Source organism: Actinacidiphila sp. DG2A-62 (assembly GCF_035825295.1).
Classification (GTDB): domain Bacteria; phylum Actinomycetota; class Actinomycetes; order Streptomycetales; family Streptomycetaceae; genus Actinacidiphila.
This window is the reverse complement of record NZ_JAYMGI010000002.1, coordinates 5,617,813-5,640,599: the sequence shown is the minus strand read 5'-3', so window position 1 is coordinate 5,640,599 and position 22,787 is coordinate 5,617,813. Positions and strand designations below refer to the sequence as shown.

The following is a 22,787-nucleotide window of genomic DNA, read 5'->3' as shown; positions in this document are numbered from 1 at the left end:
GGGTCAGGCCAGCGGGCCGGTGACCGACTCGGCCGCGCGGGCCAGCGAGCCGTCGCGGACGAAGGCGTACGCAGCCTCCAGGTCCGGGGCGAGGAACCGGTCGCGCCCCGGGCCCGGCACGCCCGCCTCGCGCACCGCCTTCAGGATCGCCGCGGTGGCCAGCGCCGGCCTCAGCCGCGTACCGGTGGTGCGGATCTCCAGCGCGCGGGTGGCCGCGAACATCTCGACGGCCAGCACCCGGCCCAGGTTGTCGACCGCGGTGCGCAGCTTGCGGGCGGCTGACCAGCCCATCGAGACGTGGTCCTCCTGCATCGCCGAGGACGGGATCGAGTCCACCGACGCCGGGACCGCGAGCCGCTTCAGCTCGCTGACCAGGGCGGCCTGGGTGTACTGAGCGATCATCAGGCCGGAGTCGACGCCCGGGTCGTCGGCGAGGAACGGCGGCAGGCCGTGCGAGCGGTTCGTGTCCAGCAGCCGGTCGGTGCGGCGCTCGGCGATCGAGGCGAGGTCGGCGGCGGCGATGGCGAGGAAGTCCAGGACGTAGCCGACGGGCGCGCCGTGGAAGTTGCCGTTGGACTCCACGCCGCCGGACTCGGTGACCACGGGGTTGTCGACGGCCGCGGCCAGCTCGCGGTCGGCCACCAGGCGGGCGTGCGCGAGGGTGTCCCGGCCGGCGCCCGCGACCTGCGGCGCGCAGCGGATCGAGTACGCGTCCTGGACCCGCGGCGCGTCGTCCTGGTGGTGGCCGGTCAGTCCGGACCCCGCGAGCACCCGCAGCATGTTGTCGGCGCTGGCCGCCTGGCCGGGGTGCGGGCGGATCGCGTGCAGTTCGGGGGCGAGCACCCGGTCGGTGCCGAGCAGCGCCTCCAGCGTGAGGGCGGCGGTGATGTCGGCGGCGGTGAACAGCCGGGCCAGGTCGGCGCAGGCCATGACCAGCATGCCGAGCATGCCGTCGGTGCCGTTGATCAGCGCCAGGCCCTCCTTCTCGCGCAGTTCGACCGGCTCGATGCCGTGCTCGGCGAGCAGCTCGGCGGCCGGGCGGACCGTGCCGTCGGGGCCCTGCGCCTCGCCCTCGCCCATCAGCACCTGGGCGCAGTGCGCGAGCGGCGCGAGGTCGCCGGAGCAGCCGAGCGAGCCGTACTCGTGGACGACGGGCGTGATGCCGGCGTTGAGCAGCGCGGCCATCGTCCGCGCGACGACCGGGCGCACGCCGGTGCGGCCCGAGGCGAGGGTCTTCAGCCGCAGGAACATCAGCGCGCGGACCACCTCACGCTCCACGGCCGGGCCCATGCCGGCGGCATGCGAGCGGACCAGGCTGCGTTGGAGCTGGGCGCGCAGTTCGGGGCTGATGTGGCGGACGGCGAGGGCGCCGAAGCCGGTGGAGACGCCGTACACCGGCTCGGGCTTGGCCGCGAGCGCCTCGATCACCTCGCGTGAGCGGGCGACGGCGTCGAGCGCGGCCTGGGTCAGCTCCACGTGCGCGTCACCGCGGGACACCGCGAGGACGTCCTCCGCGGTGACATCGTTCGTGCCTACGGCGACGACGGTCTGCATATCCATATTCAGGCACCCTAAGCACTGAATCCCCCCGTGTCACCTCACCCTTCAGCCTCGCGCTGGGCGCTGCCCCTATGCGCCGACTCGACGCTGGGCGTTGACATCAGGGGCGCGGGGAACGGCGCGAGCAACCCATCTGCGGCCCGCAGGTCGTCACCGGCCCGAAGGGGCTGTTGCTGTCGTATCCGGACCACCGGCCGGTGGTGGTTGCTCGCGCCGTTCCCCGCGCCCCTGGGGACTTGACGCCCGGCGTCAGCAAGCCAAGGGCGCGGGGGACTCGACGCTCGGCGTCAGCAGGCCAGGGGTACGGGGGAGCTTGACGCTCGGCGTCGGCAGAAGGGGCCGGCGCCCGGTGCCGACGCGGCCGGGCGCGGCTCAGAGACCGGGGTCGGGACGACCTCGAATCGTGCGGCGCTCAGCCGCCGGCCGCGGCGGCGGCGCGTCGGCGAGCGCGACGACGGGATCGCCGGGCCCCTCCCGGCCCGCCACCACCGGATGCGCCGCGCGCAGCGCCTTCGCGCGGTACTGCGCCGCGTCGGCGAGCCGGAACAGCCGGCGAGCCGTCCGCACCGGCCCCACCTGATCCGCCGTCGACGCGACCCCGCACGCCACCCCCTCCCCCACGTCCAGCTCCGCCGCCCGCCGGCACAACTCGTCCGCCGCCCGCACCACCGCGTCCACCTCCGCCCCCACCGCGACGATGCAGAACTCGTCGCCGCCCAGCCGCGCCGCGAGACTCCCCGGCAGCATCGCCCCGCACAGCGACAGCAGTGAGCCGAATCGTTCCAGCAGCCGGTCCCCCACCGCGTGCCCGTGTCGGTCGTTGACCTTCTTCAGGCCGTTGAGGTCGCAGACCACCAGGCTGACCGCCGTGCCGTCCACGCGGTGCCGCTCCAGCGCCTCGTCGAGCCTGACGTCGACCGCGCGCCGGTTGCCGAGCCCGGTCAGCGGATCGGTGAACGCCAGCCGCTGCACCTGCGCGAGCCGTTCGGTCTGCGCCACGCCGGAGGCGATCAGCGCGGCCAGCACGGTCGCGAAGTCCGCGTCGGGGCGGCCGAAGGCGGGCTCGCCGATCCGCCGCGCCACGTACAGCTCGCCCCATGCGCCGCCGTGCAGCACCACCGGCGCGACCACGCAGCTGCCCCGGCCGCGCCGCCGCAGCGCCGCCGCGCGCCCCCAACTGCTGCCGCCGGGCGAGGAGCCGGTGCCCTGCGCGGTCTCCACCCACGCGTGCGGCTCGCCGCCCGCCGCCCAGGTGCCGTGCAGGAACTCGGCGATCTCCGGGAAGTCGTGCACCGAGTACGACTCGTCGTCGGGTTCCGGCTCCTCGCCCGGCGCGAGGTCGCCGTCGTTGACCAGGACCCGCAGCCGGCCGGTCTCGCGCTCCCACGCGGAGATCGCGGCGAAGGACGCGCCCATCGCCAGCCGGGCGCGGCGGGCGCCGGCCCGCACCGCGTCCTGCGGGTTCTGCGCGGTGGCCAGCGCCTGGGCCAGCTCGATGACCGCGCGCAGCCGTAGATCGGCTGAATCGTCAACCATCCGTCCAGGCTAGGGACGTATCGCAGGTTTCGATCCCGAACCGCACCCCCGCTGGGCCGAACGGAGCCGCAACCCCACCCGGGCGACCGCCCCGCGCGAGGCGGTCGGAGTAAGCATCCGGAGTACGCGCGCACGCACGGCGCCCGGCACGGGGCGGGAGGTACGGAAACGACCCGGGTCGGGCCGCGGGACCGGGCGCCTACCCGTGGGCCCGCCCGCGCGAGCCGCGCTCACTCGCCGGGCCAGCGGGGCGGGCGCTTCTCGTTGAAGGCGGCGACGCCCTCCGCGCGGTCCGCGGAGAACGCCGTGGTGCGCCACGCCGCGTCCTCGACCTCCAGGCCGGCCCGCAGGTCGAGCCCCTGACCCAGGCGCAGCGCCCGCTTGGCGGCGCGCAGGCCGACCGGGGAGTTGGCGGCGATCGCGGCGGCCAGGTCGAGCGCGGCCTCGCGGTCGCCGCCGGGCGGCACGAGGCGGTCGACCAGGCCGAGCGCGGTGGCCTCCGCGGCGGGCAGCCGGCGCGCGGTGAAGATCAGCTCGGCGGCGCGGGCGGCGCCCACCCGGCGGGGCAGCAGCTGGGTGCCGCCGCCGCCCGGAATGACTCCGACGGAGACCTCCGGCAGGCCCAGCACGGCAGTCTCGTCGGCCACGATCAGGTCGCAGGCGAGGGCGAGTTCGAAGCCGCCGCCGAGGGCGAAGCCGTGCACCGCGGCGATCGCCGGCATCGGCAGGTCGAGCACGCCGGTGTACGCGGCGCGGGTGCGGGGGCGCTGGCGGCGCAGGTCGTCGTCGCTGAAGGTGTTGCGCTCCTTCAGGTCCGCGCCGACGCAGAACGCGCGCTCGGCGGTCGAGGTCACGACGACCGCGCTCACGTCCGGGTCCCCCGCCAGCGCGGCGCACGCCGCGGCGATCGACTCGGCCATCGCGGTCGACACCGCGTTCATGGCCTTCGGCCGGTCCAGCGCCAGTTCCGCGACGCGCTCGACGTGGCGTCGGACCACGACGTGCTCCCCGTACCGCTCCTCGCCCATCCCGGCCACCCCTCTCCGACGTTAACGATCGTGAACTCGTCCCGCCGCCATCCTCCCACGCCCGGCGCCTCCGGCCGGGTGGCCCGGCTACGACAGCACCTGCCCCTCCCGGCCGGCGACGACCCGCCGCGCCGCGTGCGCTGAGCGCGCAGTTCCCCGCGCCCCCGAAGCACACGCCCAGCACCGCACAAACGCCCCACGGGCCGACCGGACGCCCGACGTCAACTCACCAGGGGCGCGGGGAACGGCTCCCCCAGCCACCCACCGGCAGGTGGTCCGGGGCAGACCGGACGGTTCGCGGGGCCGGGAGGGTGGAGTGGCTCAGCGCCCAGCGTCCCTGCGGGACAGGAGCCACGGCTCGACCACGCCGAGGCCGCGGACCGGGCGGCGCCACATGGGCTGGAGCGCGAAGCGGTACTTCTCCGCGGTGGACGGGTCGACCTCGGCCTCGGAGACCGGCGCCTCGCCCGCCGCGCCGAGCGCCTCGGCGAAGTCTCCGTCGACGAGGACGGCGTCGCGCGGCGCTATCGAGGTGAGCCGGGACGCGAGGTTCACCGTCGTGCCGAAGACATCGCCCATGCGCGTGGTGACCGTGCCGAACGCCATCCCGACCCGCAGCGCCGGCATCGTCTCGTCACCGGTCATCGTCTCGATCAGCCGCATGCCGATCTCGGCCGCGGTGCCGGGGTCGTCGGCGACGAACAGCACCTCGTCGCCGAGCGTCTTGATCAGCCGCCCGCCGTACGCGGCGACCTGGTCCGCCGCGGTGGTCTCGAACGCCTCGACCAGCTCGCCGAGTTCCTCCTCCTCCAGGCGCCGGGTGAGCCGGGTGAACCCCACCAGGTCGGCGAAGCCGACGGCGAGCCGGCGGTCGACCGCCTCCTCGTCGTCGGACTGCACGACCCGGCTGGTGGCGGCGGCGACCTGGCGGCGCCAGACGTAGATCAGGAACTCCTCCAGCTCCGGCAGCAGCAGCTCGACCAGCGGGTACGCGACCTCCGCGCGGGTCATGCCGGGTTCCGGCGGCTCGGTCAGGCCCTCCAGGAACGAGTCGGTCTGCCAGTCGGCCAGCCGGGCGGTGGTCTGCCCGGTGGAGCGGGCGACCTGGATCGCCATCGACTCGCTGAGCAGCCCGGCCTCGACCAGGCCGGCCAGGCGGCGCAGCGCGAGCACGTCGGCCTCGGTGAGGGCCTTGGCCTGGCCGATGTCGGCGAAGCCCATGGCGCGCCAGAAGCGGGCGGCCAGGTCCATCGAGACGCCGGCGGTGCGGGCGGCCTGGAAGGGGGTGTACTGGCGCGGGGCGCCGAGGATCAGGTGCTCCAGGCGCAGCGCGAGGGGGTGCTCGCCGCCGGATTCGCCCGGCTCCTCCGCGCCGCCGGGGCTACCCGCGCCGCCGGGGCTACCCGCACCGCCTGGCCTTCCCGGGCCGTCCGGCTCGCCCGGCTCCGCGGCGGGGTCGCCGGAGCGCCCCGCGGGGTCCGCGCCGGCCGCGCCCGAGGTGCCCGGGGCGGCGCCCGCACCCGTGGGGGACGGCTCGTCCGGCGGGGCGTCGTCCACGTTCACGGCTACCGCCCGGCTCCTGAAGAATCCCTGCGCACAGCCCTTCCGATCATCGAGACGACGCAGCCCCTCAACGATACGGCAGGTGTGCCCCAGCTCACGTTCCCATCCCCCCACACGACGCCGGACGCTGCGCCATACGAGCCCCCCGCCCCCATGGCGCTCGACGCCGGGTCCCCAGGGGCGCCCGGCGCCGGGCCGACCACCGCGTGGGCGTCGCAACCGGGTGCGCGGCGCCGGCGCGAGGGTGAGCCGGCGTACGGCGCGGAGGGGCGCGGAGGGACCTGGGCGACCTCAGCCGGTGGCGGTGAGGTGGATGATGTCGCCCGACGCGAGAGCCCTCTCGGCCGCGCCGTCGGACGGCGCGACCACGATGCGCCCGTCCCCGTCGACCGCGACGGCCGTGCCGACCAGCTCCGCGCCCCCCGGCAGCTCCGCCCGCACCTCGCGGCCGAGCGTCGCGCACCCGGCCGCGTAGGTCTGCTGGAGCCGCGAGGCCGCCGGGTCGCCGTCCGCGGCCCGCCACGCGCCGTACCAGTCGGCGAACGACCGCAGTACCGCCCGCAGCAGCGGATCGCGGTCCGTGCCCGCCGCCCCCGCGAGCGCGAGCGACGCCGCCGTGGGCACCGGCAGCTCGTCCGCGCGCAGCGACACGTTGACGCCGATCCCGACGACCACCGCGTCCGCGCCCGAGCGCTCGGCGAGGATGCCGCCGGCCTTGCGCTCCCCGCCGTCGACGGTCACCAGCAGGTCGTTGGGCCATTTGAGGGCCGTGTCCACGCCGCCGACGCGGGACAGCGCCGTGGCGACCGCGACCCCGGCGAGCAGCGGCAGCCACCCCCAGCGCTCGGCCGGCACGGGCGCCGCGCCGTCCGCCGCGGCGGCGCCGGGACGCAGCAGCACCGAGAAGAACAGGCCCGAGCGGGCCGGCGCCGTCCAGCGCCGGTCGAGCCGGCCGCGGCCCGCGGTCTGCTCCTCGGCGACCAGCACCGCACCCTCCGGCGCGCCCCGCGCGGCCCGCGCGGCCAGGTCGGCGTTGGTGGAGCCGGTGGCGTCCACCACGTCGAGCGCGGTCCACAGGCCGCCGGGCGTCACCACCGCTCTGCGCAGCGCCGCGGCGTTCAGCGGCGGACGGTCGAGATCGGACCAGCGGCTGGGCGTCATGCCCCCACCCTAGGCGGCGCGGTGCGGATCTCCCACGCCGCCGGGGACTGCCCGCCCGCGCCCCGCGCCCCGCGCCACGCCGACCCGGCGTCAACCCGCGCGCACGCGGCTCACCCCCGGCGGGACGCCTCCGCTCCCGGGCGGGAGCCGCCAGTGTGGTGAACGCCGCAGTGCCGGTATCCGAGCGTCGCCACTACGCTACGGAACCAGCGTTACCCGCCAGTCAACCAGCGGTCCGCGGACCGCGTGCAAGAGCCGAGGGGTCCCGCGGACCGCTCGCGCAAGAGCCGCCGAGAGCAGGAGAGCCGCCTCCATGGCCGAGCCGGAGTACGACATCCACACGACTGCGGGCAAACTCGCGGATCTGCGCCACCGCATCGAGGCGGCGACGCACGCGGGTTCGTCGCGCGCGGTCGACAAGCAGCACGCCAAGGGCAAGCTGACCGCCCGGGAGCGCATCGAACTGCTGCTGGACCAGGGGTCGTTCACCGAGCTGGACGAGTTCGCCCGGCACCGGTCCACGAACTTCGGGATGGCCGAGACCCGCCCGTACGGCGACGGTGTGGTGACCGGCTACGGCACGGTCGACGGCCGTCCGGTCGCCGTCTTCTCGCAGGACTTCACGGTCTTCGGCGGAGCCCTCGGCGAGGTCTTCGGCCAGAAGATCGTCAAGGTGATGGACTTCGCGCTGAAGACCGGCTGCCCGGTGATCGGCATCAACGACTCCGGCGGCGCGCGCATCCAGGAGGGCGTGGCCTCGCTCGGCCTGTACGGCGAGATCTTCCGCCGCAACACCCACGCCTCGGGCGTGATCCCGCAGATCAGCCTGGTGATGGGTCCGTGCGCGGGCGGCGCGGTCTACTCCCCCGCGATCACCGACTTCGTGGTGATGGTCGATCAGACCTCGCACATGTTCATCACCGGGCCCGACGTCATCAAGACCGTCACCGGCGAGGACGTCGGGATGGAGGAGCTGGGCGGCGCGCGCACCCACAACACCACCTCGGGCAACGCCCACCACCTGGCGGGCGACGAGAAGGACGCCTTCGAGTACGTCAAGGCACTGCTCTCCTATCTGCCGGACAACAACCTCCAGGAGCCGCCCGCCTTCCCGGCCGAGGCGGACCTGGCGGTCACCGACGAAAACCTCGAACTCGACACGCTGATCCCGGACTCGGCGAACCAGCCGTACGACATGCACCGGGTGGTCGAGCACGTCCTGGACGACGGCGAGTTCCTGGAGACGCAGGCGCTGTTCGCGCCGAACATCCTGACCGGCTTCGGCCGGATCGAGGGCCGCCCGGTGGGCGTGGTGGCCAATCAGCCGCTGCAGTTCGCCGGGACGCTGGACATCAACGCCTCGGAGAAGGCGGCGCGCTTCGTGCGTACCTGTGACAGCTTCAACCTCCCCGTGGTGACCTTCGTGGACGTGCCGGGCTTCCTGCCGGGCACCAGCCAGGAGTGGGACGGGATCATCCGGCGCGGTGCCAAACTGATCTACGCGTACGCCGAGGCCACGGTTCCCCTGATCACGATCATCACCCGGAAGGCGTACGGCGGCGCGTACGACGTGATGGGCTCCAAGCACCTGGGCGCGGACCTGAACCTGGCCTGGCCGACCGCGCAGATCGCGGTGATGGGCGCGCAGGGCGCGGTGAACATCGTGCACCGCCGCGCGCTCGCGCAGGCCGCGACGCCGGAGGAGGCCGAGGAGCTGCGGGCCCGGCTGATCGCGGAGTACGAGGACACCCTGCTGAATCCTTACATCGCCGCCGAGCACGGGTACGTGGACGCGGTCATCGCGCCCTCGCAGACCCGTGCGCAACTGGTGAAGGCGCTGCGGACGCTGCGGAACAAGCGCGAGACGCTGCCGCCGAAGAAGCACGGCAACATCCCGTTGTAGCGCGGTGCGTGCGGTGAGCCGCGGCGCCATGACGCCGCGCGGCGCGGCAAAGCGGCGCGGCAAAGCTGTGGACAGGGCGACAGACGAGAGAGGTGGTCACGTGGTGATCAAGGTGGAGCGCGGCCGGCCGACCCCGGAGGAACTGGCGGCCGTCGTCGCCCTGGTCCAGGCGCGGGCCGCGGCGGCCCAGGCCGAGCCGGAGGGGCCGTCGGTGCTGGACACGTGGGCCGCCCCGGCCCGCAACGTCCCCGGCAGCGTCCCCACGCCCGGCCCGGGCGCCTGGCGCACCTCCGCCTGGCCGCGCTGACGCCGCGGGACGCGGCGCCGGGGCCCACGGGTACGCCGCGACGGGCGGCGCCCGCCGCCCTCGTCCGCTTCCCCCGTCCGGCGCCCTCGCCCGCTTCCCTCGCCCGTCGCCCTCGTCCGGCACACGTGACGCCGGTGAACGCCCGCGCCACGTGTGACGGATGAGGTTCGGGGCCGATTCTGAGTACGCGTACTCAGGCGCGCCGGGCGGCCGGGCAGCACCCTGGGGTGATGCTGTGGTCGGACGAGGAGCCCCCGGAGCCCCCGGAGGAGATGCGCGCCGCGCAGGCGATGCTGCGCCGCGCGATGGTCGTCATCGCGCTGGCCGCGGCGGTGGTCCTGACGATCAGCGCCTGGCACGCCTGACCCGGGCCCGACCGGCCGGCGCTCCCCGCCCTGCGCCCGCCCGCTACTCCCCGACCCGGCCCGACCCGACGCGCCCGCCCGCTACTCCCCGACCCGGCCCGACCCGGCCCGACGCGCCCGCCCGGTACTCCCGGCCCGATCCGACGCGCCCGCCCGGTCCGCGGGCCCCGGCCCTACGATGGGCCGGTGACCGCAGCATCCAGCCCCCGAGCGTCCCGTCCCCGCCCCCTCGTCCTCGCGTCCGCCTCGCCCGCGCGCCTCGGCCTGCTGAAACAGGCCGGCATCGACCCGCGCGTGGTGGTCAGCGGCGTGGACGAGCGCGCCGTCACCGCCGACACGCCGGCGGAACTGGCCAGGAAGCTCGCCGAGGCGAAGGCCGCCGCGGTGGCCGGCACCGGCGCGGGCGACGGCGTGGTGGACGAAGGGGACCTGGTCCTCGGCTGCGACTCGGTGCTCGAACTCGACGGCCAGGCGCTCGGCAAGCCCGCCGACGCCGCCGAGGCGGTCGCCCGCTGGCAGGCGATGCGCGGTCGCAGCGGCGTCCTGCGGACCGGGCACTGCCTGATCGACACCGCGACCGGCCGCCGGGTCTCCGCGACCGCCTCCACCACCGTGCACTTCGGCACGCCGGACGACGCGGAGGTGGCGGCCTACGTGGCCAGCGGCGAACCGCTCCACGTGGCGGGCGCGTTCACCCTCGACGGCCGCTCGGCGCCGTTCGTGGACGGCATCGAGGGCGACCCGGGCAACGTGATCGGCCTGTCCCTGCCGCTGTTGCGCCAACTGCTCGCCGACCTCGGCGTCCGCATCACCGACCTGTGGACGTGAGCACCGGCCCGCGCCCGCAGCCCTCCTGACGTCCCGTCAGGCCGTCGCGGGCGGCGCGGCCGGCGAGGACTGCGAGGACTGCGACGAGGACGACGAGGACGACGAGGACGACGTCGACGCGTCGGCGTCGCCGGTCTTCGGCTGCGGCACCCGGCCGGAGTGCTCGACCGGCTCGGGCAGCATCCCGGGCTCGTCGGTCGTCGGCTCGCCCGCGGCGGGTCCGGCGGGCGCGTCGCCGCGGTCCTCGGGGGCGTACGCCAGCAGGGTGGCGACCAGCAGGCCGAGGACGGCCATCATGACGACGAAGCCGCCCCAGCCGAGCAGGCCGACCGCCAGCGCGCCGATCACGCCGTGCACCACGGCGCAGACGATGAGCACGATCCGCGCGACACGCCCGGTCATCCGGTCGTGGACGGCGATCCGGGCGACGAGCACCGCGCAGACCAGGAGGAAGAGCCCGAAGAGCCCGCCGGCCGCCCACGATCCGGTGGCCATCGCGTCGTGCGACAGGCCGCCGAGGGACATCTTCTGGTGCTGCACGGCCAGGCCGAGTATCCAGTTGACGACCGCGATCGCCACGGCTTCGAGCACCAGCACGACGGCGGTGCCGACGGCCATGCCCCTGCGTCCTGCGCGCACGACGTCCCCCTTCGTCCCGGACGGCGCCGGGCCGGCGCGGGCCGCGACGTTACCCCGGGTACTCCGCCCTGGCAGGCTACTCACCGGTACCGGAGGCGGCAAGTGCGCGCTCACTACCACTCGTTCGGGAGCCCGAGCGGCAAACTTTCCATGACTCGTTCGTGGGGTTCCCACAAAAATTCCTCGGGCCGCATGGCGGACGGCAAGCGAGATGACAGCCACACCGGGGAGTCCGAGACATCCGCCCGAGCAGCGCCGTACCGTGGATTGAGCAGGCATTCAGGGGTCGGCCCGATCCTTGGATCACCCTCCGTGTGGGGAAGCTCACGTGCAGGGGTGCCTCGGCATCAAGTGTGGCCAGTACCTAAACTCGGCTTGTTTCAAGGAGGGAGCCACCGTGCGCAAGGTCCTCATCGCCAACCGCGGTGAAATCGCTGTCCGCGTCGCCCGTGCCTGCCGGGACGCCGGGATCGCCAGCGTAGCCGTCTACGCCGACCCCGACCGGGACGCGCCGCATGTCCGCGCGGCCGACGAGGCGTACGCGCTGGGCGGTGACACGCCCGCCACCAGCTATCTGGACTTCGCCAAGGTGCTCGGGGCGGCCGCCGAGTCCGGTGCCGACGCCGTCCACCCCGGATACGGGTTCCTGTCGGAGAACGCGGAGTTCGCGCAGGCCGTGATCGACGCGGGGCTGAACTGGATCGGTCCGCCGCCGCAGGCGATCCGCGATCTGGGCGACAAGGTGGCGGCCCGTCACATCGCCCAGCGGGCCGGCGCGCCGCTGGTGGCCGGCACCCCTGACCCGGTCTCCGGCGCGGAGGAGGTCGTGGCCTTCGCGAAGGAGCACGGCCTGCCGATCGCCATCAAGGCGGCCTTCGGCGGCGGCGGGCGCGGCCTGAAGGTGGCCCGCACCCTGGAGGAGGTCCCGGAGCTGTACGACTCCGCGGTGCGCGAGGCGGTCGCCGCCTTCGGCCGCGGCGAGTGCTTCGTGGAGCGCTACCTGGACCGGCCGCGGCACGTGGAGACGCAGTGCCTGGCCGACAAGCACGGCAACGTGGTGGTGGTGTCCACCCGTGACTGCTCGCTCCAGCGCCGCCACCAGAAGCTGGTCGAGGAGGCCCCGGCCCCGTATCTGACGCCCGAGCAGAACGAGCAGCTCTACACCGCGTCCAAGGCCATCCTCAAGGAGGCGGGCTACGCCGGCGCGGGCACCTGCGAGTTCCTGGTGGGCCAGGACGGCACGATCTCCTTCCTCGAGGTCAACACCCGTCTCCAGGTGGAGCACCCGGTGACCGAGGAGGTCTCGGGCATCGACCTGGTGCGCGAGATGTTCCGGATCGCCGACGGCGAGGAGCTGGGCTACGACGACCCGCCGCTGCGCGGCCACTCGTTCGAGTTCCGCATCAACGGCGAGGACCCGGGCCGCAACTTCCTGCCCGCGCCGGGCACGGTGACGCGGTTCGACGCGCCGTCCGGTCCCGGTGTGCGGCTGGACGCCGGTGTGGAGGCGGGCAGTGTGATCGGCCCGGCCTGGGACTCGCTGCTGGCCAAGCTGGTGATCACCGGCGCGACGCGGGAGCAGGCGCTGCAGCGCGCGGCGCGGGCGCTGGCGGAGTTCGAGGTCGAGGGCATGGCGACGGCCATCCCGTTCCACCGCGCGGTGGTCGTCGACCCGGCGTTCGCGCCGAAGGAGGGGCCGTTCACGGTCCACACCCGGTGGATCGAGACGGAGTTCGAGAACACCATCCCGCCGTTCACCGGTCCCGCGGTGGACGACGAGGAGGGCCCGGGCCGCGAGACGGTGGTCGTGGAGGTGGGCGGCAAGCGCCTGGAGGTGTCGCTGCCGGCCTCGCTCGGCATGACGCTGGCCCGCACCGGTCTGGCCGCGGGCGCCAAGCCCAAGCGCCGGCAGGCGGCCAAGGCCAGCACGGCGGTCTCCGGCGACGCGCTGGCCTCGCCGATGCAGGGCACCATCGTGAAGGTCGCCGTCGAGGAGAACCAGCAGGTCGCCGAGGGCGACCTGATCGTGGTCCTGGAGGCGATGAAGATGGAGCAGCCGCTGAACGCGCACCGCTCCGGCACGGTCATCGGCCTGAAGGCCGAGGTCGGCTCCTCGGTCTCCTCGGGCGCGGTGATCTGCGAGATCAAGGACTGACGCGCCGCCGGGCGCGAACCCGGCTGCGGCGTACGCGGCGGGGGCGGGTCCGGTCGGTGAACCGGGCCCGCCCCCGCCGTGCCTATCCGCGCAGGGCGGGGCGGGCCGGGGACTTCAGGCACAGCACCAGCGCCAGCGCCAGTCCGGTGAAGACGGCGGCCATGGTGAACGCGGCCGTCGCGCCGTGGATGAACGGGTTGTCCCGGTGGTGGCGGGAGACCGTGCCGAAGACGGTGACCAGCACCGACAGGCCGAGGCTGCCGCCGACCTGCTGCATGGTCTGCAGCAGGCCCGAGGCCGAGCCCGCGTCCTTGGGCGCCACGCCGGACAGGATGAAGGTGTTCAGCGGCATCATCGTGAAGCCGACGCCGACGCCGATCAGGATCAGCGAGGGAAGGATGCCCCGGGCGTAGCCGTCGGACGCGGACAGCTGGGTGATCCAGGCCATGCCCGCCACGTTGAGCAGCCCGCCGGTGGCCGCGACGGGCTTGGCGCCGTAGCGGGCGAGCAGCCGCGGCGCGAGCCGGGCCCCGACGAACAGCGGCCCGGACAGCGGCAGGAACGCGAAGCCGGCCTTCAGCGGGCTGTAGTGCAGATACGTCTGCAGGTACTGGGTGCTGAAGTAGAAGACGCCGAACATCCCGGCCGGGACCAGCAGCATGACCGCGTAGGCCAGCGCCCGGTTGCGGTCGGCGAACAGCCGCAGGACCACCAGCGGGCGTTCCACCCGGGTCTCGTTGATCAGGAACGCGGCGAGCAGCGCGACGGCGACGACGAAGGACGTGATCGCGCGGCCGTCGCCCCAGCTGCTCTCGCCGACCCGGATGAACGCGTAGACCAGGGTGGCCATGCCGAGGGTGCCGGTGAGGGCGCCGGCGATGTCGAAGCGCCCGCCGCGGTGCTTCTCGGTCTCGCTGATGAAGCGCGGGGCGAGCAGCACGATCGCCACGCCCACCGGGATGTTGACGAAGAACACCCAGCGCCAGGAGCCCCAGTCGGTGAGCATGCCGCCGGCGGTCAGGCCGACCGCGGAGCCGGCGCCGGAGACCGCGGAGAAGACGCTGAGCGCGCGGTTGCGCTCGGCGCCCTCGGAGAAGGACGTGGCGATCAGCGCGAGGGTGCTGGGCGCGGCGAGCGCGCCGGCCGCGCCCTGCACGCCGCGGGCGATCAGCAGCGTGGTGGCGTCGTTGGCCAGGCCGCCGGCGACCGAGGCGAGGGTGAAGGCGGCGACGCCCCACACCAGCGCGGTGCGCCGGCCGATCAGGTCGCCGATCCGGCTGCCGAGCAGCAGCAGACCGCCGAAGGCGAGGGTGTAGACGTTGAGCACCCAGGACATGCCGGTGGGCGAGAAGCCGAGGTGGTCGCCGATGCCGGGCAGCGCGACGTTCACCACCGTCGCGTCGAGCAGCAGCATCAGCTGGGTGCCGACGATCGCGGCGAGGGCGATGAACGGGTGCCGGCGCGCCGGGGACAGCTCGCCCGGGTCGGCCGCGCCGGAGGAGCGGATCGGCCCCGCGGTGTCGGGAGCGGTGTCGCGCACGTGGTGCGAGGACATGGGGGTGGGCCTCCAGCGGAGAGAAGGCAGCGGGACGGACGTGCAACGGACGGTGCACGGAAGGTGCCGGGAAGCCAACCGGAGGCTCCCTCCGGTAAGGATACGGAGGCATCCTCCGGTTGTACAATCCATTTCAGGGACGAGGGCATTCCCCGGAGGGCGGAACAGGGCATGCGGGCTGACGCGCAGCGCAACTACGACCGGCTGGTCCACGAGGCCAAGCAGGCGTTCCTGGTGCACGGCACGGACGTGGCCCTGGAGGACATCGCCCGGCACGCCGGCGTCGGCATCGGCACCCTCTACCGGCACTTCCCCGACCGCTACGCCCTGCTCAGCGCGGTCTACGAACTCGAACTCGACACGCTGAGCGCGCGGGCCGAGGAGCTGATGACCGCCGACGACCCGGCGGACGCGCTGGTCCGCTGGCTGCGGTCGGTCGCGGTGCACTCGACCGCCTACCGCGGGCTGGCCGCCGCGGTGATGGAGGGCGCGGAGGAGCGCATGGTCGCGTGCAAGACCCGGCTGCGCGGCTCCGGCGGCCAACTCCTGCTGCGCGCCCAGCAGGCCGGGGCGGTCCGCGCGGACGCGACGATCTCCGACCTGCTCAAGCTCACCTACGCGCTGGTGAGCACCGCGGAGAAGAACCCGGACGAACGCGGGCTGTTCGACCGGCTGATGTCACTGGCGCTGCTCGGTGTGCTGACCCGCGACGCGCCGGCCCCGGCACGGTCCGCGCCCGCCCCGGCGCGACCGGCGGCGCCCGCAGCGCCGGGGGCGTCCGTGGCGTCCGCGGCGCCGGGGGCCTCCATGGCGTCCGCGGCGCCGGGGGCGTCCGTGGCCGCCGAGGCGGCCGGGGTCAGCGGCGGCGGATGTCCGCCAGCCGCGGAGTGAGCGGGGCCGGGTCGCCAGCGGCAGCCCGGGGCGGTCGGCGCGCGGCGGCTGACCGGGCGCGTGGCGGCGCGGCGACGGCAGCGGCGCCGCCTCCCGCCGGGCACGGCCGGTGGCCGTGAGATCGGCGCCGGTCGCGGCGACCGCGACCTGCACCCCGCGGTCGGCCAGCGCCTGGAGCTCGGCGCCGGCCCGCTCGTCCTCCACCGGCGGGTCGTCGGTGACCAGATGGGTGATCACGTCGGTCGGCACGGTCTGGAACATCGTGTCCGAGCCGAGCTTGGTGTGGTCGGCCAGCACCACGACCTCGGCCGCCGCCTGCACCAGCGCCCGGTCGACGCTCGCGGCCAGCATGTTGGACGTGGACAGGCCGCGCTCGGCGGTCAGCCCCGCGCCGGACAGGAACGCCCGGGAGACCCGCAGCCCCTGCAGCGACTGTTCGGCGCCGCTGCCGACCAGGCCGTAGTTGGACCCGCGCAGCGTCCCCCGTCATCACCACCTCGACGCGGTTGGCGTGCGCGAGGGCCTGCGCGACCAGCAGCGAGTTGGTCACCACGGTCAGGCCCGGCACCCGGGCCAGCCGTCTGGCCAGCTCCTGCGTGGTGGTGCCCGCGCCCACCACGACGGCGTCGCCCTCCTCGACGAGACCGGCCGCGAGGTCGGCGATCGCCGTCTTCTCGGCCGTCGCCAGGTGCGACTTCTGCGGGAAGCCGGACTCCCTCGTGAAACCGCCCGGCAGCACGGCGCCGCCGTGCCGGCGGTCCAGCAGTCCTTCGGCCTCCAGCGCCCGCACGTCACGGCGCACGGTCACCTCGGAGGTCTGGACGACACGTGCCAGCTCACGGAGCGAGACCGCTCCGTTGGCCCGCACCATTTCCAGGATCAATTGGCGACGTTCTGCAGCGAACACGGAACCGACAGTAACCCCAGTCGCCCAGGGAGTTCAGCGTTTTGCACCAGATCACGCAATTCCCGCCCAGATCAGACCGTCACGTGCTATGTACCGACCGCACGTTCGTACCGCGGCGGTGTGGGGAGCGGTCGGTTCCCGTACGGCTCAGCTCCCGTCGGCGGTCTTGCGGCTGTGCAACTGCCGGGCGACCTCCGCGACCGAGCCGGACAGCGACGGGTACACGGTGAACGCGTTGGCGATCTGCTCGACGGTCAGGCTGTTGTCGACCGCGATCGAGATCGGGTGGATCAGCTCGCTCGCCCTGGGCGCGACCACCACGCCGCCCACCACGATCCCGGTGCCGGGCCGGCAGAACAGCTTCACGAACCCGTCCCTGATCCCCTGCATCTTCGCCCGCGGGTTGCGCAGCAACGGCAGCTTGACGACGTTGGCGGCCATCCGGCCGGCGTCCACGTCCGCCTGGGTGTAGCCGACGGTGGCGATCTCCGGATCGGTGAAGACGTTGGAGGACACCGTCTTGAGGTTCAGCGGGGCCACCGCGTCCCCGAGGAAGTGGTACATCGCGATCCGGCCCTGCATCGCGGCGACCGACGCCAGCGCGAACACCCCGGTCACGTCGCCGGCCGCGTAGACGCCGGGGGCGCTGGTGCGGGAGACCTTGTCGGTCCTGATGTGGCCGGACTCGGTGAGCTTCACGCCCGCCTCCTCCAGGCCCATGTCCGCGGTGTTGGGGATCGCGCCGACGGCCATCAGGCAGTGCGTGCCGGTGATCACCCGGCCGTCGGAGAGGGTGACCTCGACGCCGTCGCCCACTCTCTTGACGCCCGCGGCGCGCGAGCGGGCCATCACGTTCATGCCGCGGCGGCGGAAGACGTCCTCCAGCACGGCGGCCGCGTCCGGGTCCTCGCCCGGCAGCACCCGGTCACGGGAGGAGACGAGCGTGACGTGCGAGCCGAGCGCCTGGTAGGCGCCGGCGAACTCCGCGCCGGTGACGCCCGAGCCGACCACGATCAGCTCGCGCGGCAGCTCGTCGAGGTCGTAGACCTGCGTCCAGTTCAGGATGCGCTCGCCGTCGGGCCGCGCGTCCGGCAGCTCCCGCGGCCGGCCGCCGGTGGCGACCAGCACGGCGTCCGCGGTGAGCCGCTCGACGGTGCCGTCCGGTGACTCGACCACGACGCAGCGGGTGCCCTCGGCGGTCTGGCAGCCTTCGAGCCGCCCCCGGCCGCGCAGCACCCGCACACCGGCGCGCGTCACCGAGGCGGTGATGTCGTGGGACTGCGCCAGCGCCAGGCGCTTGACCCGGCGGTTGACCTTCCCCAGGTCGACGCCGACCACGCGGGTGGACTTCTCCAGGGGCGAGGTGGAGCCCTCCTGGCCGACGGCGGGCGCGGCGGGCCCCTCCTGGCCGATGGTGGGCACGCTTGGAGCGTCGGCGACGATGATGCCCAGCTCGTCGTACGAGGAGTCGAAGGTGGTCATCACCTCCGCCGTGGCGATGAGGGTCTTGGACGGCACGCAGTCGGTCAGCACCGACGCGCCGCCCAGGCCGTCGCGGTCGACGACGGTCACCTCCGCGCCGAGCTGCGCGGCCACGAGCGCCGCTTCGTAGCCGCCGGGTCCACCACCGATGATCACGATCCGAGTCACGTACCCCATTGTCCCGCACGCGCCAAGCGCTCGCGTCCAGGGGGCGCGGCGCCGCCGCACCGGGGCGGGGCCGCTGCCTTACGCTCGTGTCCATGTCGCTCTACGCCGCCTACGGAACCAATCTCGACGCGCGGCTGATGACCCGCCGCGCCCCGCACTCACCGCTGCGCGGCACCGGGTGGCTGCAGGGCTGGCGGCTGACCTTCGGCGGCGAGCAGATGGGCTGGGAGGGCGCGCTCGCCACGGTGGTGGAGGACCCGGCCGGGCAGGTCTTCGTCGGGCTCTACGAGATCGCGCCGGTGGACGAGGAGTCGATGGACCGCTGGGAGGGCGTGCCGCTGGGGATGTACCGGCGCGCCACGGTCCGCGTGCACAGCCTGGAGGGCGATCTGGCGGCGTGGCTCTACGTGCTCAACGACTACGAGGGCGGGTTGCCCTCGGCGCGGTATCTGGGCGAGGTCGCGGACGCGGCGGAGTCGGCGGGGGCGCCGCACGATTACGTCATGGAGCTCCGCAAGCGCCCTTGCTGATCCTCACGCCGGGCGTGGCCCCGTTCCCAGCGGCGCGCCGCTCCCCCGCTCCCCGGGCTGCGCCCGGCCCCGGCCGGCTCGGCGCTGGGCGTGTTTTTCAGGGGCGCGGGGAACGGCGCGAGCAACCTCCCCCAGAGCTTCGCCTGGGAGGTACCCCCAGCGGCCCGCAGGTCGTCACCGTCCCGAAGGGGCTGTTCGGATCTCCCCCAGAGCTCCGCCTGGGAGGTACCCCCAGGACCACCGGCCCGGTGGGTGGCTTGTCGCGCAGTTCCCCGCCCCCCTGAAGTGCTGACGTCCAGCGTCGACGCAGCCCGCGCCCCGGGGGGGCCGGCGTCCGGCGTACACGCGGCCCGCTTCCCTGGGGGGCAACGCCCAGCGCCGGGGTGACGGGGGGGCAACGCCCAGCGCGAGGCTGACGGCCACCCGGGTGGGGGCGGCCTGACGGGTGACGTCAATCGTACGAAGACCCGATTTCACGACGCCGCAGCGTAGACCCGTCTACGCGCGTAGGCCCCGACAAGCTACCCTCATCGCGTGAACGCTTCCGCAAACCCCGATCCCTACGCCGCGGCCGACGCCGCCGCCGCCCGCCTGCGCGAGCTGACCGGCGCCGGGACCCACGACGTGGCCCTCGTGCTGGGCTCGGGCTGGGTGCCCGCCGCCGACGGGCTGGGCGCCCCCGACCACGAGTTCCCGGTCACCGACCTGCCCGGCTTCCCGCCCCCCGGCGTCGCCGGCCACGCCGGCCGGGTGCGGTCGGTCACCGTCGGAGGCGTCCGCGCGCTGGTCTACCTCGGCCGCACCCACCTGTACGAGGACCGCGGCGTGGCCGCCGTCGTGCACGGCGTGCGCACCGCGGTGGCCGCGGGGTGCAAGACGGTGGTGCTCACCAACGGCTGCGGCGGCCTGCGCCCCGGCTTCCGCCCCGGCCAGCCGGTGCTGATCAGCGACCACATCAACATGACCGCGACCTCGCCGATCTCCGGCGCCCGCTTCGTCGACCTCACCGACCTGTACTCGCCGCGGCTGCGCGCGCTGTGCAAGGAGGTCGACCCCTCCCTGGAGGAGGGCGTCTACGTCCAGCTGCCCGGCCCGCACTACGAGACGCCGGCCGAGATCGGGATGGTCCGCGCGATAGGCGGCGACCTGGTCGGCATGTCCACCGCGCTGGAGGCGATCGCCGCGCGCGAGGCCGGCGCGGAGGTGCTCGGCGTCTCGCTGGTCACCAACCTCGCCGCCGGCATGACCGGCGCGCCGCTCAACCACGAGGAAGTCCTCGAAGCCGGCCGCGAGTCGGCGACGCGGATGGGCGCGCTGCTCGGCCAGGTGCTCGACCGCCTCTGAGGTCCCGCGGCCGGCCGCGCGCCGCCGTACACCGGACAGGAGCCGGGAGCCGGCCGCCGGGACGCGAGCCGGACGCCGGGCAGGAGACGGACGCCGGACGCCGGACGGGAACCGGACGCCGGACGCCGGACGGGAACCGGACGCCGGACGCCGGGCGGGAGACGGACAGCGGGCGGACCGGCCGGACACCCCCTACCACCACCGGAGGTTGACCGATGGACGACGAGCTGCTGCGCCGGGTGACCGCCTGGATCGCGGAGGACCCCGACCCGCGGACCCGCGCGGAGCTGGAGGCCCTCGTCGCGGCCGGCGCGGACGCCGAGCTGGCCGAACGCTTCGCCGGCACGCTCCAGTTCGGCACCGCCGGCCTGCGCGGCGCGCTCGGCGGCGGCCCGATGCGGATGAACCGCGCGGTGGTGATCCGCGCCGCGGCCGGCCTGGCCGCGTACCTCGGGTCCCGCGGCGGCGGCCTGGTGGTGATCGGCTACGACGCGCGGCACATGTCGTACGACTTCGCGCGGGACACCGCCGCGGTGGTCACGGGCGCGGGCCTGACGGCGGCGCTGCTGCCGCGTCCGCTGCCGACGCCGGTGCTCGCGTACGCGATCCGGCGCCTGGGGGCCGCGGCCGGTGTGATGGTCACCGCGAGCCACAACCCGCCGCAGGACAACGGCTACAAGGTCTACCTCGGCGACGGCTCGCAGATCGTGCCGCCCGCCGACGCCGAGATCGCCGCGCGGATCGCGGCCGTCGGGCCGCTGGACGAGGTGCCGCGCGCGGCGGACGGCGCCTGGCGGGTGCTCGGCGACGACGTCCTGGAGGCGTACCTCGACCGGGCCGCGGCCGTGGTGCGCCCGGGCGGCCCCCGGGAGCTGTCCGTCGTCTACACGCCGATGCACGGCGTGGGCATGGAGACGCTGGACGCGGCCTTCGCGCGGGCCGGGTTCGCCGCGCCGCTGCGGGTGGAGCGGCAGGCCGCGCCCGACCCGGACTTCCCGACGGTGGCGTTCCCCAACCCCGAGGAGCCCGGCGCGATGGACCTGGCGTTCGCCACCGCGCGGGAGGCGGCGGCCCGCGCGGCCGCGGACGGCTCCCCCGCGCCGGACGTGGTGATCGCCAACGACCCGGACGCCGACCGCTGCGCCGCCGCCGTGCCCGACCCGGCCGCCGAGGCCGGCTGGCGGATGCTGCGCGGCGACGAGCTGGGCGCGCTGCTCGCCGCACACCTGGTGCGCACCGGGGCGGCCGAGCCGGGCCGGGACGTGTTCGCCGCGAGCATCGTGTCGTCCTCGCTGCTCTCGCGCATCGCCGCGGCAGCCGGGCTCCGCCACGAGGACACGCTGACCGGCTTCAAGTGGATCGCCCGGGTGCCGGGCCTGCGCTACGGCTACGAGGAGGCGCTCGGCTACTGCGTGGACCCGGACGGCGTCCGGGACAAGGACGGCGTGACGGCGGCGCTGCTGGTCGCCGAGCTGACCGCGGCGCTGAAGGCGGAGGGCCGCGGGCTCGCCGACCTGCTGGACGACCTGGCGCTCGCCCACGGCCTGCACGCCACCGACCAGCTCTCGGTGCGGGTCGCGGACCTGGAGCTGATCGGCGCGGCGATGGCCCGGCTGCGGGCGCGGCCCCCGGCCCGGCTGGCCGGCCTCGACGTCACCTCCGCGGAGGACCTGCGCGAGGGCGTGGGCGGCCTGCCGCCCACCGACGGCCTGCGCTACCGCCTGGCCGGCCAGGACGTCGAGTCGGCCCGCGTCGTGGTCCGCCCCTCCGGGACCGAGCCCAAGCTCAAGTGCTACCTGGAGGTCGTCGTCTCCCCCGCCGCCGGCCTCCCGGCGGCCCGCGAGACGGCGACCGGCGTCCTGTCCGCCCTGAAGGCCGACCTCGCCGAGGCGGCCGGACTCTGAGCCCCGGGGCGTGCCGCAGCCCGAAGCCGCCGGGCCGCCCGGAGCCGCCGGGCCGCCCCGCTCAGCCGAAGCGGCCGTTGACGTAGTCCGAGGTACGGGGGTCCTGCGGGTGGTCGAACATCGTCGCGGTGGGCCCGTGTTCGACGATCACGCCCGGCGTCCCCTGCTCGGCGAGGAAGAACGCGCACTGGTCGGAGACACGGGCCGCCTGCTGCATGTTGTGGGTGACGATCACGATCGTCACGTCCTGGCTCAGCTCGCCGATCGTCTGCTCGATCCGCCGCGTCGAGGTCGGGTCCAGCGCCGAGCAGGGCTCGTCCATCAGCAGCACCTTCGGCCGCACCGCCAGGGACCGGGCGATGCACAGCCGCTGCTGCTGACCGCCGGAGAGCGCGCCGCCCGGCTGCCGCAGCCGGTCCCGCACCTCCTTCCACAGCCCCGCCTTGGCCAGGCACTCCTCCACCAGGTCGTCGCGCTCCTCCCGGCTCGCCTTGACGCCGTTCATCTTCAGGCCGGCCAGCACGTTGTCGTAGATGGACATCGCGGGGAACGGGTTGGGCTTCTGGAAGACCATGCCGATCTCGCGGCGGGCGTGGGTGATGCGGCGGCCGCGGTCGTAGATGTCCTCGCCGTCCAGCAGCACCTCGCCGGCCAGGGACGCGGAGCCGACCAGCTCGTGCATCCGGTTCAGGATGCGCAGGAAGGTCGACTTGCCGCAGCCCGAGGGGCCGATGAGCGCGGTGACGACCTTCGCCGGCATGGTCAGCGAGACCCGGTCGAGGACCTTGCGGTCGCCGAACCAGGCGGACACCTCGCGGGCGTCCAGGGTGGCGGGGCGTGCCGCCGGTCCCTCCGGTCCCCCGGCGGGCACGGGCGGCAGCTGTACGGTCTCGTCGGTTGCTGACATCGAAAGTCCTTGTCGTCGGGCGGTGAGACGTCGCTCGGTCACCGGGCCGGGCGG

General features: G+C 74.7%; 18 protein-coding genes and 1 pseudogene. 9 read left to right on the top strand and 10 right to left on the bottom strand.

From position 1 onward, the window contains the following. Positions 1-3 precede the first annotated feature (3 nt). The 5 genes from hutH to VSR01_RS25355 all read right to left on the bottom strand — a co-directional run bounded on the left by hutH (position 4) and on the right by VSR01_RS25355 (position 6,848). Entirely contained in the window at positions 4-1,560 is a 1,557-nt protein-coding gene (gene hutH, locus VSR01_RS25375) for a histidine ammonia-lyase (RefSeq protein ID WP_326451432.1), read from the bottom strand. A gap of 372 nt (positions 1,561-1,932) precedes the next feature. Beyond that, complete coding sequence (locus VSR01_RS25370) at positions 1,933-3,096, bottom strand: GGDEF domain-containing protein (RefSeq protein ID WP_326451431.1); 1,164 nt, start codon at positions 3,094-3,096, stop codon at positions 1,933-1,935. Between the two features lie 230 nt (positions 3,097-3,326). After that, a complete protein-coding gene (locus VSR01_RS25365) occupies positions 3,327-4,124 on the bottom strand; it encodes an enoyl-CoA hydratase/isomerase family protein (RefSeq protein WP_326451430.1) in 798 nt (265 codons plus the stop codon). Between the two features lie 321 nt (positions 4,125-4,445). Further along, positions 4,446-5,687 carry an adenylate/guanylate cyclase domain-containing protein gene (locus VSR01_RS25360; protein ID WP_326451429.1) on the bottom strand — a complete coding sequence of 414 codons (1,242 nt, stop codon included), beginning with the start codon at positions 5,685-5,687 and terminating at the stop codon, positions 4,446-4,448. A gap of 291 nt (positions 5,688-5,978) precedes the next feature. After that, positions 5,979-6,848, bottom strand: a complete 870-nt coding sequence (locus tag VSR01_RS25355) for a biotin--[acetyl-CoA-carboxylase] ligase (protein WP_326451428.1) — start codon at positions 6,846-6,848, stop codon at positions 5,979-5,981. A gap of 313 nt (positions 6,849-7,161) precedes the next feature. On the opposite strand from VSR01_RS25355, the gene VSR01_RS25350 reads away from it, so the two are divergent. The 4 genes from VSR01_RS25350 (at position 7,162) to VSR01_RS25335 (ending at position 10,251) form a co-directional block, all read left to right on the top strand. Further along, positions 7,162-8,751 carry an acyl-CoA carboxylase subunit beta gene (locus VSR01_RS25350; RefSeq protein ID WP_326451427.1) on the top strand — a complete coding sequence of 530 codons (1,590 nt, stop codon included), beginning with the start codon at positions 7,162-7,164 and terminating at the stop codon, positions 8,749-8,751. A gap of 100 nt (positions 8,752-8,851) precedes the next feature. After that, complete coding sequence (locus VSR01_RS25345; RefSeq protein ID WP_326451426.1) at positions 8,852-9,058, top strand: acyl-CoA carboxylase epsilon subunit; 207 nt, start codon at positions 8,852-8,854, stop codon at positions 9,056-9,058. A gap of 230 nt (positions 9,059-9,288) precedes the next feature. Beyond that, positions 9,289-9,423 (top strand): morphogenic membrane protein MmpB, encoded by a 135-nt coding sequence (gene mmpB / locus VSR01_RS25340; protein WP_326451425.1) that lies wholly within the window; start codon positions 9,289-9,291, stop codon positions 9,421-9,423. Positions 9,424-9,609: 186 nt separating this feature from the next. Next, positions 9,610-10,251 carry a nucleoside triphosphate pyrophosphatase gene (locus VSR01_RS25335; protein WP_326451424.1) on the top strand — a complete coding sequence of 214 codons (642 nt, stop codon included), beginning with the start codon at positions 9,610-9,612 and terminating at the stop codon, positions 10,249-10,251. A 36-nt stretch (positions 10,252-10,287) separates the two neighbouring features. Here the strand turns inward: VSR01_RS25335 and VSR01_RS25330 are convergent, their stop codons facing one another. Next, complete coding sequence (locus VSR01_RS25330; protein WP_326451423.1) at positions 10,288-10,869, bottom strand: hypothetical protein; 582 nt, start codon at positions 10,867-10,869, stop codon at positions 10,288-10,290. Positions 10,870-11,287: 418 nt separating this feature from the next. Here VSR01_RS25330 and VSR01_RS25325 point away from each other — a divergent pair, with 418 nt between their 5' ends. Next, complete coding sequence (locus tag VSR01_RS25325; protein ID WP_326451422.1) at positions 11,288-13,045, top strand: acetyl/propionyl/methylcrotonyl-CoA carboxylase subunit alpha; 1,758 nt, start codon at positions 11,288-11,290, stop codon at positions 13,043-13,045. Positions 13,046-13,127: 82 nt separating this feature from the next. Here VSR01_RS25325 and VSR01_RS25320 read toward each other — a convergent pair whose 3' ends face one another. Next, positions 13,128-14,600, bottom strand: coding sequence for an MFS transporter (locus tag VSR01_RS25320; RefSeq protein ID WP_326451421.1), 1,473 nt, complete (start codon positions 14,598-14,600; stop codon positions 13,128-13,130). Positions 14,601-14,771: 171 nt separating this feature from the next. On the opposite strand from VSR01_RS25320, the gene VSR01_RS25315 reads away from it, so the two are divergent. Continuing rightward, positions 14,772-15,491 carry a TetR/AcrR family transcriptional regulator gene (locus tag VSR01_RS25315; RefSeq protein WP_326451420.1) on the top strand — a complete coding sequence of 240 codons (720 nt, stop codon included), beginning with the start codon at positions 14,772-14,774 and terminating at the stop codon, positions 15,489-15,491. On the opposite strand, the pseudogene VSR01_RS25310 reads toward VSR01_RS25315, so the two are convergent. Next, a pseudogene (locus tag VSR01_RS25310) lies at positions 15,457-16,362 on the bottom strand (DeoR/GlpR family DNA-binding transcription regulator). The gene VSR01_RS25315 and the pseudogene VSR01_RS25310 sit on opposite strands and share 35 nt — an antisense overlap. A 183-nt stretch (positions 16,363-16,545) precedes the next feature. Continuing rightward, positions 16,546-18,057 carry an NAD(P)H-quinone dehydrogenase gene (locus VSR01_RS25305; RefSeq protein WP_326451419.1) on the bottom strand — a complete coding sequence of 504 codons (1,512 nt, stop codon included), beginning with the start codon at positions 18,055-18,057 and terminating at the stop codon, positions 16,546-16,548. A gap of 83 nt (positions 18,058-18,140) precedes the next feature. Between VSR01_RS25305 and VSR01_RS25300 the strand changes: the two genes are divergently transcribed. The 3 genes from VSR01_RS25300 to VSR01_RS25290 all read left to right on the top strand — a co-directional run bounded on the left by VSR01_RS25300 (position 18,141) and on the right by VSR01_RS25290 (position 21,826). Further along, entirely contained in the window at positions 18,141-18,578 is a 438-nt protein-coding gene (locus VSR01_RS25300) for a gamma-glutamylcyclotransferase (protein ID WP_326451418.1), read from the top strand. Positions 18,579-19,112: 534 nt separating this feature from the next. Further along, a complete protein-coding gene (locus VSR01_RS25295) occupies positions 19,113-19,922 on the top strand; it encodes a purine-nucleoside phosphorylase (RefSeq protein ID WP_326451417.1) in 810 nt (269 codons plus the stop codon). Positions 19,923-20,137: 215 nt separating this feature from the next. After that, entirely contained in the window at positions 20,138-21,826 is a 1,689-nt protein-coding gene (locus VSR01_RS25290; RefSeq protein ID WP_326451416.1) for a phospho-sugar mutase, read from the top strand. Positions 21,827-21,887: 61 nt separating this feature from the next. Here the strand turns inward: VSR01_RS25290 and pstB are convergent, their stop codons facing one another. Then, positions 21,888-22,733 (bottom strand): phosphate ABC transporter ATP-binding protein PstB, encoded by an 846-nt coding sequence (pstB, locus tag VSR01_RS25285; protein ID WP_326451415.1) that lies wholly within the window; start codon positions 22,731-22,733, stop codon positions 21,888-21,890. Between the last annotated feature and the right edge of the window lie 54 nt (positions 22,734-22,787).

Bases quoted from the DNA above. Each gene is read 5' to 3' on its own strand.
- hutH (WP_326451432.1), bottom strand. From the start codon at position 1,560: ATGGATATGCAGACCGTCGTCGCCGTAGGCACGAACGATGTCACCGCG.
- VSR01_RS25370 (WP_326451431.1), bottom strand. From the start codon at position 3,096: ATGGTTGACGATTCAGCCGATCTACGGCTGCGCGCGGTCATCGAGCTG.
- VSR01_RS25365 (WP_326451430.1), bottom strand. From the start codon at position 4,124: ATGGGCGAGGAGCGGTACGGGGAGCACGTCGTGGTCCGACGCCACGTC.
- VSR01_RS25355 (WP_326451428.1), bottom strand. From the start codon at position 6,848: ATGACGCCCAGCCGCTGGTCCGATCTCGACCGTCCGCCGCTGAACGCC.
- VSR01_RS25350 (WP_326451427.1), top strand. From the start codon at position 7,162: ATGGCCGAGCCGGAGTACGACATCCACACGACTGCGGGCAAACTCGCG.
- mmpB (WP_326451425.1), top strand. From the start codon at position 9,289: ATGCTGTGGTCGGACGAGGAGCCCCCGGAGCCCCCGGAGGAGATGCGC.
- VSR01_RS25330 (WP_326451423.1), bottom strand. From the start codon at position 10,869: ATGGCCGTCGGCACCGCCGTCGTGCTGGTGCTCGAAGCCGTGGCGATC.
- VSR01_RS25320 (WP_326451421.1), bottom strand. From the start codon at position 14,600: ATGTCCTCGCACCACGTGCGCGACACCGCTCCCGACACCGCGGGGCCG.
- VSR01_RS25315 (WP_326451420.1), top strand. From the start codon at position 14,772: ATGCGGGCTGACGCGCAGCGCAACTACGACCGGCTGGTCCACGAGGCC.
- VSR01_RS25305 (WP_326451419.1), bottom strand. From the start codon at position 18,057: ATGGGGTACGTGACTCGGATCGTGATCATCGGTGGTGGACCCGGCGGC.
- VSR01_RS25300 (WP_326451418.1), top strand. From the start codon at position 18,141: ATGTCGCTCTACGCCGCCTACGGAACCAATCTCGACGCGCGGCTGATG.
- VSR01_RS25290 (WP_326451416.1), top strand. From the start codon at position 20,138: ATGGACGACGAGCTGCTGCGCCGGGTGACCGCCTGGATCGCGGAGGAC.
- pstB (WP_326451415.1), bottom strand. From the start codon at position 22,733: ATGTCAGCAACCGACGAGACCGTACAGCTGCCGCCCGTGCCCGCCGGG.